The organism is Microbacterium sp. (assembly GCF_036277215.1).
Lineage (GTDB): Bacteria > Actinomycetota > Actinomycetes > Actinomycetales > Microbacteriaceae > Microbacterium.
The window spans coordinates 1-9,342 of the sequence record NZ_DASUNI010000095.1; the positions used below are offsets into that span (position 1 = coordinate 1).

The 9,342-nt window shown below is 68.9% G+C and carries 10 protein-coding genes; 2 read left to right on the top strand and 8 right to left on the bottom strand.

All coding sequences use genetic code 11. The annotated features are described in order from the left end of the window. The 8 genes from pcaG to VFX99_RS04860 form a co-directional block, all read right to left on the bottom strand. Window positions 1–572: protocatechuate 3,4-dioxygenase subunit alpha (pcaG, locus tag VFX99_RS04825; RefSeq protein WP_329665180.1), on the bottom strand; the 572-nt coding region annotated here is incomplete at its 3' end. After that, on the bottom strand, window positions 569–1,435 hold the full coding sequence (pcaH, locus tag VFX99_RS04830; RefSeq protein WP_329665181.1) for a protocatechuate 3,4-dioxygenase subunit beta: 867 nt from the start codon (window positions 1,433–1,435) through the stop codon (window positions 569–571). The genes pcaH and pcaG, both read right to left, overlap by 4 nt. 93 nt (window positions 1,436–1,528) lie before the next feature. Next, window positions 1,529–2,296: an IclR family transcriptional regulator gene (locus VFX99_RS04835; protein WP_329665182.1), complete on the bottom strand. Its 768-nt coding sequence runs from the start codon at window positions 2,294–2,296 to the stop codon at window positions 1,529–1,531. A 110-nt stretch (window positions 2,297–2,406) separates the two neighbouring features. Further along, window positions 2,407–3,687 (bottom strand): ABC transporter substrate-binding protein, encoded by a 1,281-nt coding sequence (locus VFX99_RS04840; protein ID WP_329665183.1) that lies wholly within the window; start codon window positions 3,685–3,687, stop codon window positions 2,407–2,409. After that, on the bottom strand, window positions 3,684–4,820 hold the full coding sequence (locus VFX99_RS04845) for a branched-chain amino acid ABC transporter permease (RefSeq protein ID WP_329665184.1): 1,137 nt from the start codon (window positions 4,818–4,820) through the stop codon (window positions 3,684–3,686). Before VFX99_RS04845 ends, VFX99_RS04840 begins: the two co-directional genes overlap by 4 nt. Then, the gene (locus VFX99_RS04850; RefSeq protein WP_329665185.1) at window positions 4,820–5,701 is read right to left on the bottom strand and encodes a branched-chain amino acid ABC transporter permease; all 882 of its coding nucleotides are present in this window, start codon (window positions 5,699–5,701) and stop codon (window positions 4,820–4,822) included. Before VFX99_RS04850 ends, VFX99_RS04845 begins: the two co-directional genes overlap by 1 nt. Before the next feature lie 2 nt (window positions 5,702–5,703). Continuing rightward, complete coding sequence (locus tag VFX99_RS04855; protein ID WP_329665186.1) at window positions 5,704–6,414, bottom strand: ABC transporter ATP-binding protein; 711 nt, start codon at window positions 6,412–6,414, stop codon at window positions 5,704–5,706. Further along, window positions 6,401–7,183, bottom strand: a complete 783-nt coding sequence (locus tag VFX99_RS04860; RefSeq protein ID WP_329665187.1) for an ABC transporter ATP-binding protein — start codon at window positions 7,181–7,183, stop codon at window positions 6,401–6,403. Before VFX99_RS04860 ends, VFX99_RS04855 begins: the two co-directional genes overlap by 14 nt. A 262-nt stretch (window positions 7,184–7,445) precedes the next feature. On the opposite strand from VFX99_RS04860, the gene VFX99_RS04865 reads away from it, so the two are divergent. Together VFX99_RS04865 and VFX99_RS04870 are read left to right on the top strand one after the other, a co-directional pair. Then, window positions 7,446–8,312, top strand: a complete 867-nt coding sequence (locus tag VFX99_RS04865; protein WP_329665188.1) for an IclR family transcriptional regulator — start codon at window positions 7,446–7,448, stop codon at window positions 8,310–8,312. Window positions 8,313–8,364: 52 nt separating this feature from the next. Further along, window positions 8,365–9,342 (top strand): 5-methyltetrahydropteroyltriglutamate--homocysteine S-methyltransferase (locus tag VFX99_RS04870; protein ID WP_329665189.1); only part of this gene is annotated, 978 nt, incomplete at its 3' end.

Genomic DNA, 9,342 nt, shown 5'->3' on the forward strand with positions numbered 1-9,342 from the left:
GCAAGGAAAACGGTCTCCTTCTCGCCCTGCAGACGGATGTCGTGAAGCAGGTTCCCGTCGGGCGTGCGGGTTGCGATGAGCGTAGCGCGCTCGTCCGGCTCGAGTGAGGACAGCAGCGCGTCGGCCGCGAGGAGGTCATCCTGCTCGGGGAGGTAGATGCGCGTGATGAGCTTGTCGGGCAGACCTCGCGCGAACACGATCACGGAGAAGAACGGGGCCTTCCCGTCGACCGCCCCGGGATTGCGAGTGAAGAACTCGTAGTGACCGTCGTCGGTGGTCGCGGCACGGCCGAAGCCCGTGAAGGTGTGGTCGTCGCGGCGGAAGGCGCCTCGCGCACGCGAGATCTCGCCGTTCTCGTCGGCTCCCCAGATCTCGATCACGGCGTCGGGGATGGGGGCGCCGGCGCCGTCGTAGACGGTCCCCCCGAGGATCACCGAGCCGGGACTGTGCGGATGGACGACCTGGTGCTTCTTCTCGTAGTCGAGGCCGAACGCGAAGAACGGGCCGACCGTCTGGCCGCCGGTGGCTTCGAGCGTCGACGCGCCGCGCGACGGGTGGGGCTTGCGGGTCATGCGTGTGCCTCCTCGGGCTCGAACCAGGTGGCATCCGGGCCGTCGACGACGATGTCGAAGCGGTAGCCCATGGAGAACTCCGGAACCGAGAGGTCGTGGTCGTAGAGCCCGACGAGCGCGTCGCGGTCCTTCTGCCGCCAGATCGTGTTGTAGATCGGGTCGAGCGGGAACAGCGGGTCCCCCGGGAAGTACATCTGGGTCACGAGGCGCTGCGTGAAGCCGGTGCCGAACACCGAGAAGTGGATGTGGGCGGGGCGCCACGCGTTCACGTGGTTCTTCCAGGGGTATGCGCCCGGCTTGATCGTCGTGAACTTGTACTCGCCGTTGTCGTTGGTCACGACCCGTCCGGCTCCCACGAAGTGGGGGTCCAGCGGTGCGGGATGCTGGTCGCGCTGGTGGATGTAGCGGCCGGCCGCGTTGGCCTGCCAGATCTCGACGAGCTGATTCGCCAGCGGCCGACCCCACGAGTCGAGCAGCCGACCTTGGACCGTCATGCGCTCGCCCTGCGGCTCGCCGGTGGACTGCAGCGTCAGGTCGGCCTCCAGGGCGGCCACGTCGCGCTGCCCGAACGCCGGGGAGTACAGCTCGATGGTCTCGGGGTCGACGAGCTTCGGGTTCTTCGTCGGATGGCGAAGGATGCTGGAGCGGTAAGGCGGGAAGTCGTGCAGGGAGATGGGCAGGAACTCCCCGGCATCCTCGCGGTCCTGCGCGGCCTGGTGCGTGTCGACGATCTCCTGCGTGATCTCGTTCTGCAACACCTGCACCGGGGTTGCCAGCAGGGTTTCGGGTGCGGCGGCGGTCTGCTCCAGCACGACGGAGGACGAGAACGCCTCCTCCTCGCGGGACGACTGTGCAATGGTCATGGGTCTCCTTCGACGGATGCTCCCGCTCAGGTTCACACGGAACACCGATTTCGCGTAGCGGGGCGTCCCACTGGGTGGGATTCGAGATCCTCTTCAGTCGATCAGGTCGCGCGCGATGTCGCGGGCCGCGGCGACGACCAGGGCTCCGAGGCGCCGCTCGTCGGCGCGGGCCAGGTGGGTGACGACCCCCACCGCGGCGGGCGGCAGCCCGGCGACGGGTGGAAGGGATGCCGCGATCGACACGTTGCCGAGGGTCATCTCCTGACGCGTGGTGGCGAATCCGCGCTCGCGGGCGATCGTGATCTCGTCGCGGAGCTGCCGCTCGTCGACGATCGAATGCACCGTCTCGCGTTCCAGGCTTCGACGGAAGAAGAGGTCGAGCCAGTCGTCGTCCCGCTGGGCGAGCAGCGCCTTGCCGACACCGGTCGTGTGCAGCGGATGCCGGCCCCCCATGCGGCTCAACGTCGGGATCGAGTGGGGCCCCGTGACCCGTGCGACGTACAGCGCCTCGGCCGTCGCGGGATCCCCATCGCTGAGCACCGCGATGTGCACGTTCTCGCCGCTCGCCTCATAGAGCCGCAGCACGTGCGGCAGGGCTCGCTCCCGCAGGCGCATCGAGACCGGCGCCAGTTCGCCCAGCTCCCACAGTCCGGTGCCGATCGTGAATGCGCCGTCGGGCAGGCGGTCGAGCAGCTTCAGGGTGGCCAGCTCGGTCGCGAGGCGGTGCGCCGTCGAGCGCGGGAGTCCGGACCGCGAGGCGAGCTCGGCGGCGGTGAGACTCTCGTCGTCCGCGGAGAAGGAGCGCAGCATCCGTGTCGCCCGTTCGAGGACCCCCTCGGCGTCACCGCGATCCCGTGCCATCGATCGTCCTCCCGTGCCGAGGCTAGTCGCCGGGACGCGGCGAAGGCCGGGACGACCCGCTTGCGCGGACCGCCCCGGCCTCCTGGTTGTTCAGCTCAGATGGGCTGGGCTCATCCGAACTGCTCGGCCGGGGCGTAGCCCTTGCCGTTGTACTTCTGCACGAGCACGTCCGATACGGCGGGCTTGCCGTCGGCGGTCGTGTCGATGACGGATCCCTCGAGCATGAACGGCGCCGAGTAGTCCTGAATGCTCAGGAGCGCCTCCATGAAGTTCTCGCGGGTCGGCTCGGTCATCTCGGCGAAGGCCTGCTCGAGCGTCGCCGCCGCGATCCAGCTCCACACGCAGTGCGGGAAGGCGGGCACACCCTCCTGGTTGGTGTACTCGGCGATCGCCTCGAGGAAGGCTGCGCCCTCTTCGCTCTCCGCGAAGGTGGGGCTGGCCGCCGACTGCGAGAAGGCCACCGTGTAGATGCCCGGGAAGACATCCGCGTGCACGTCGGGCTGCTGGAGGATGCCGCCGGGGCTCGAGGTGTTGGACGGCAGGAACCAGTTCGGCGTCCAGCCGAGCTCCTCGGTCTTCTTCAGCGACGAGATCACCAGCGGGGTGATCGACATCGCGTTGAAGAAGACGTCCGCGCCGCTGGCCGCGAGCTCGGTGAGCTGGGCGTCGACGGACGTGTCGGTCGCCTCGTACGTGAGCTCCTTGACGACCTCGATGTTGTCGGCCCCGGCGATGGCCTCCTTGAAGCCCTCGACGTAACCGTCGCCGTAGTCGTCGTTCTGCGACAGGATCGCGACCTTGTGTTCTTCGGACGAAGAGGCGAGCAGCTCGCCGAACGCGCCGCCCTCCTGCTGGTAGATCGGCACCAGGCCGAGCTGCCACGGGCTCTCCTCGCGGTCGCTGAAGATCGGGTCGCCGGTCATGACGAGGATCTGCGGGACCTCCTCGTCGATGGCGGCCTCACGCCATGCGCGGTTCGTGGGGGTGCCGAGTCCGATTCCGGCGGCGAAGACGCCATCCGAGACCATCTGCTGGAAGTTCGCCAGCGCCTTCTGCGGGTCGTAGGTGTCGTCGTAGGCCTTGATCTCGACGGTGCGGGTCTTGCCGTCGCCGAATTCGATGCCGCCCTCGGCGTTCTTGACGCCGAAGTACGCGAGGGCGCCGTCGACGGTGCAGTTGCCCGGTCCGGCGGTCGGCCCGGTGAGCGGGCTGGTGATGCCCAGCGTGATGCTGGTGTCGGTGATGCCGGGACTGGCCTCAGCCGGTCCTTCGGTCGCATCGCCGCTGTCGTCGCCGGCCGTGCCGCGGGCGCATCCGGCGGCGAGGACGGCGACGATGCCGATGCCCGCGACGACGGAGGTGATCCGCGCCTTCTTGCGGAGTGTTCTCATGTGTCCTGCCTCTTCTCTTCTGACTGTGTTGGTGGGTTGGGTTCCGGGGGGGTCGAGGGCGCGGCGACCGGTGCCGCGGTGACCGCCGCGGCGCTCGGCGAGACATCCGGTGCCACGGTCGACGTCGCTGCACTGTGGGAACCGGCTCCGCCGGCGGGAGCTCCGCCGTGGCCGTCGCGCCTGCGGCGCCGCCACAGTCGCGGCAGCGACACGAGCCCACCCGGCAGCACGAACAGGATCGCGAGCAGGATGATGCCCTGCAGCACCGCGGTGAGGCTCGAGTCGATCGCGTTCGTCAGCTGCGGCGCGAGGACGTAATAGGCGCCGCCCAGGAGGGAGCCGAGGATGCTGCCCGCGCCGCCGATGACCATCGAGGCGAGGAGCGTGATGGAGTGGCCGAAGCTCATCGTCTCGGGAGAGGTGTACTGCACGACGACCATGTAGAGGAAGCCGCTGATCCCGCCGATGAGCGATGCGATGGTGAAGGCGAGCACCTTGTAGCGGTAGGGCGAGATGCCCATCGAGGAGGCGACGGCCTCGTTGCCCTTGACGATCGCGAAGGCGCGTCCGTACTTGCCGCGCACGAGGTTGCGGGTCAGCAGGAAGACCACCGCGGTGATGGCGATCACGATGTACAGCTGCCACTGGTCGTCGGCGAGGCCGGTCCACTCGGGCGCGCCGGAGAACCGCGCGGAGGACCCCTGCGAGCCGCCGGTGAACTCCGACAGCCGTTTCGCGAGCGGGACGCCGATGATGGGCAGCGCGATCGTGACCATCGCGATCGCCAGCCCGCCGAGCCGAGCCGCCGCGAGCGCGATGAGCAGGCCGATCACGCCGGGGATGAGCGCCGCGAGGATGAACACGAGCGCGATGTTCCAGTCGGCGTTCACGCCGTACGCGGTGACGTAGGCGCCGACTCCGACGAAGAAGATCTGGCCGAGCGAGACCTGGCCGGTGTATCCCATGACGACGTTCAGTCCCAGCACGGCGACCGCGAAGACGCCGATCCGGGCCAGTGTCTGGTTCAGGAAGATGGGGAAGATCAGTGGCGCCACCAGCAGCAGCACGACGACCACGGCAACCGCGACCCACCGCACCCACGGCTTGGTCAGAAAACCTGCAGCGGCGGCCATCACACCCGCACCACGTCTTTCCGGCCGAACAGGCCCTGGGGGCGGACGATGAGCACGATGAAGATCAGGATGAACGGCACCGCGATCTTCAGGTCGAAGCCGATGAACGGCACGTAGACGGCGGCGAGGTTCTCGAGCACGCCGATCATCCACGCGGCCACCACGACGCCGATCGGGCTCGACAGGCCGCCCAGGATGACGGCGGCGAGCGCGTAGACGAGCGCGGCGTCCATCATGCCGGGCGTCAGGGTGAGGGACGGAGCGATGAGCGCGCCGGCGATGGCTCCGAGAGCGGCGGCGAGTCCCCAGCCGACCATCAGCAGCCGTCCGACCGGCAGCCCCGAGAACGCCGCCGACTGCGGGTTGACCGCGACTGCGCGAAGCGCGAGTCCCAGCTTGGTGCCGATGAACAGCAGCTGCAGCAGGATCATGATGCCGACGATCACCAGGGTCGTGCCGATGGAGCGGACGCTGACCACCGCCCCGAGGACGTTGATGTTCTGCAGCGGGAACAGTGAGGGGAACTGCAGGTTGTTGAAGCTCCAGATCCAGCCGCAGAGCCCGGTGATGAGCGTCAGCAGGCCGATCGTCACCACGACGGCGGTGTCGGGGTCGCCCTGCTCGAATCGGCGCATCAGGAAGCGCTCGATCAGCGCGCCGAGCACGAACGACGCGAGCATCGACAGCAGGATGGCGAGGATCAGCGGCACGCCCCACTGGATGAAGGAGTAGGCGAAGTACGCCGCGAGCACGGCCATCCCGCCCTGTGCGAAGTTGATCAGCCCGGTCGCCTGGTTCACCAGCACGATCGCCAGTGCGAGCGCGGCGTAGATCGAGCCGGCCGAGAGGCCGTCGATGACGAGTTGTACGAAGGTGCCCACGGTCAGCCCCCCAGGTAGGCGCGACGGATCTCGTCCATGCCCTTGAGCTCGGCCGACGTCCCGGTCAGCGCGTTGCGCCCGGTCTCGAGCACCGTCGCGGTGTCGACCAGCGTGAAGGCGAGGTTCGCGTTCTGCTCGACGACGAGCATCGCGATACCGGACTCGCGGCGCAGCCGGCCGATGGCCTGGTACACGTTCTTGGCGGTGCTCGGGGCGAGCCCGAGCGAGGCCTCGTCCAGGAGCATGATGCGCGGCTTCGCCATCACGGCGCGCGCCACGGCGAGCATCTGCTGCTCACCTCCCGACAGCGCGGATCCGTTCGAGCGGAACCTCTCCTTGAGGTTCGGGAACAGATCGAGGCAGTAGTCGATGTCGGCCTCGATGCCCTTCCGGTCCTTGCGAAGGTATGCGCCGACCCGCAGGTTGTCGCGCACCGTCAGATCCGAGAGCGTGCCCCGTCCCTCCGGAACGTGCGCGATTCCGAGCGCGGCGACCTTGTCGGGCCGCATCCCGCGGATGTCCTTGCCGTCGAAGGTGATGCTGCCACCGGCCCGGACGGTGCCGCTGATCGCTCGGAGCGTGGTCGTCTTGCCCGCGCCGTTCGCGCCCAGGATGCCGACGGCGCCCCCATCGGGCACAGTGAGCGAGACGCCGTCGAGCACCTGGACCGGTCCGTAGAACGCGGTCACATCCTTCAGTTCAAGCAGCGTCATCGGCGGCCTCCTTGCCGATGTACGCCTCGATGACGCGCGGGTCGGACTGCGCCTCGGCGGCCGTGCCCTCCATCAGCTTGCGACCGTGGTCGAGCACGACGACGCGGTCGGTGAGCGCAGCGATCAGGCCCATGTGGTGCTCGACGATGACGATGGTGATGTCCTCCTCGTCGCGCAGGCGCTTGATGGTGGTGATGAACTGCTCGACCTCCGCGTGCGGCAGACCGGCGGCGGGCTCATCCAGGAGCAGCAGCCGCGGCTTGGACAGCAGCGCGCGGCACAGCTCGATGCCCTTGTGCAGGCCGTGCGACAGTTCGTCCGCGTGCAGGTCGGCGGCCCAGCCGAGTCCGTTCCGCTCGAGCAGATCGCGCGCCTCGGCGCGCAGGCTGCGCTCGGACCGGGACGTGCGAGGCAGTCGCAGCGCCCATTCCACCGGGCCACCCGGCAGCCGGGTGTGGGCGCCGAGCAGCACGTTCTCGAGCACCGTCGCATGCAGCTGAAGAGCCGGATGCTGGAAGGTGCGGGCCAGCCCGTGGCGCGAGAGTGCCGAGGGCTGCGAGCCGGACACCTCCGTCTCGTCGATCTTGATCGACCCGGAGGACGGCTTGTAGTGCCCGCTGATGCAGTTGAACAGGGAGGTCTTGCCGGCGCCGTTGGGGCCGACGAGACCGAAGATCGCGCCCGGCTCCACATCGAAGCTCACCTCTTCGAGCACCTTGATGCCACCGAAGCGGAGCGAGACCTCGCTGAGGTTGAGCCGCGCGGCCATGTGTCACCTTTCCCCAGATCGCATCATTGCTCGCGGGTGCAGCGGCGCTCACCGACCGCTCTAGAAAGACGCTATGGATCCGGGACGAGATTGTCAACGATTTTGGAACGAATTCCGGGTCGAGCGGCTCACGCTGTGCGCTGTCCTCACACGCTAGAACACCGGGCTCCTCAGCCCTCGCACCCTTTCCGTTCAACGGAATCCTGACTAGCATGGCGCAGGCCGTCGCCCCCGGCATCCGCTCGGCTCGAGGAGGAGTTCGATGGCTCGCGCATCCGACGGGGAATCAGTCCTTCACAAGCACTTGCGCGTCCTCGGTGCGTTCGAAGCCGCCGTCCCGTTCCTCACGCTGACCGACATCGCCGATCGGTCGGGCCTCGCGCCCTCCACCGCCCATCGCATCGTCGCCGAGCTGGAACGCGAGGGGCTTCTCGAGCGCCTCCCCGACCGCACCTACCGGCTGGGTGTCCGCCTGTGGGAACTCGCGTGCCGCACGCCCGGGGCGCTGGGGCTGCGTGAGCTCGCCCGTCCGTACCTGCAGGCCGTGCACGCGCGCGTGCGACAGCACACCCAGCTCAGCGTGCTGAGCGACACCGAGGTGCTGTTCCTGGACCGGCTGTCGGCACGGGACGCCGTCGTGAATGCCACTCTCATCGGCGGGCGCATCCCCCTGCACGCGTCCTCGAGCGGTCTCGTGCTGCTCGCTCACTCCGGGCAGGAGGTGGTCGACGCCGTGCTGTCGGCCCCGCTGCGCCGCTACACCCCGAACACGATCCACACCGAGGCCGAGCTGCATGCGGCGCTGCGTCGCGTGCGGGCCGACGGCTGGGCGGTGTGCGACGGTCACATCCACCCCGAGTCGCGCGGCATCGCGGTGCCCGTGTACGGCGCGCATCGCGATGTGATCGCCGCGATCGGCGTGGTCGTCCCGAACGACGAGGCGTCTCCGCTCGGGCACATCGAGCTGCTGACGCACGCGGCTTCCGAGATCAGCGCGGCGATGCGCGCCGCGTACCTGCCGACGGGCCACCCGGCCGCGACCGCCGGCGGGCGGTTCCGGCCGCTCGTGAACTCTTCGGTGCGCTCGATGGAGTACCTCGAATCGATCTCCCAGCGCGCCGAGGCGTAACGACTGGAAACGTCCGCGCGGCGCTCCCAGCCCCTGAACTAAGGTTGGCGGCATGTCTGTCAACCCGCCGTTCCGCGCCGATATCGTCGGCAGCTTCCTCCGTCCAGATGCCGTCAAGGCCGCCCGCGCCCGCCATGCCGCCGGCGAGATCGACGCCGCAGAGCTGCGTGCCGTCGAGGACGAGGCGATCACCGCGCTCGTCGCCCGCGAGGCCGCTGCGGGCCTCAAGCTCGCCACCGACGGGGAGTTCCGCCGCTCGTGGTGGCACTTCGACTTCTTCGGGATGCTGGACGGTGTGAGCGTCGTCGAGCTCGACCACGGCATCCAGTTCCAGGGCGTCCAGACGCGTCCCCTCGGCCTGCACATCGACCGCAAGATCGGCTTCCCGGCCGATCACCCGATGCTCGAGCACTTCCGCTTCCTCAAGCCGGTGGCCGAGGCCGCCGGCGTGGTGCCGAAGTTCAGCATCCCCGCCCCCACCGTCCTGGACTTCCGCCTCGAACGCGATGCCCTGGAGGGCTCGCACTACGGCGGACACGACGACATCTTCGAGGACCTCGCCGCGACGTACCGCGCCGCGGTGCAGGCGTTCTACGACGCCGGATGCCGGTACCTCCAGTTCGACGACACGGCTTGGGCGTACCTGTGCTCCGACGTCGAGCTCGCGAAGGCCGCGGAGCGCGGCATCCGCACCGATCACCTCGCCGAGCGGTACGCGGCGCTGATCAACGCGTCGCTGCGCGACAAGCCGGACGACTTGGTGATCACGACCCATGTGTGTCGCGGCAACTTCCGGTCGACGTGGATCTCCTCGGGCGGATACGAGCCGGTGGCGGAGCAGCTGCTGGGCGAGACCGCCTTCGATGGGTACTTCCTGGAGTACGACAGCGAGCGCGCGGGCGGCTTCGAGCCGCTGCGGTTCCTGCCCGAGGGCCCGAAGGTCGTCGAGCTGGGGCTGGTCACCACGAAGTCCGGCACGCTCGAAGACCCGGACGGGCTGCGCCGCCGCATCGACGAAGCCGCCGCGATC

What these genes read in the sequence shown, in the direction of transcription:
- VFX99_RS04865 (WP_329665188.1), top strand. Translation starts at nt 7,446, where the DNA reads ATGGCTCGCGCATCCGACGGGGAATCAGTCCTTCACAAGCACTTGCGC.
- VFX99_RS04840 (WP_329665183.1), bottom strand. Translation starts at nt 3,687, where the DNA reads ATGAGAACACTCCGCAAGAAGGCGCGGATCACCTCCGTCGTCGCGGGC.
- VFX99_RS04845 (WP_329665184.1), bottom strand. Translation starts at nt 4,820, where the DNA reads ATGGCCGCCGCTGCAGGTTTTCTGACCAAGCCGTGGGTGCGGTGGGTC.
- VFX99_RS04855 (WP_329665186.1), bottom strand. Translation starts at nt 6,414, where the DNA reads ATGACGCTGCTTGAACTGAAGGATGTGACCGCGTTCTACGGACCGGTC.
- VFX99_RS04835 (WP_329665182.1), bottom strand. Translation starts at nt 2,296, where the DNA reads ATGGCACGGGATCGCGGTGACGCCGAGGGGGTCCTCGAACGGGCGACA.
- VFX99_RS04860 (WP_329665187.1), bottom strand. Translation starts at nt 7,183, where the DNA reads ATGGCCGCGCGGCTCAACCTCAGCGAGGTCTCGCTCCGCTTCGGTGGC.
- pcaH (WP_329665181.1), bottom strand. Translation starts at nt 1,435, where the DNA reads ATGACCATTGCACAGTCGTCCCGCGAGGAGGAGGCGTTCTCGTCCTCC.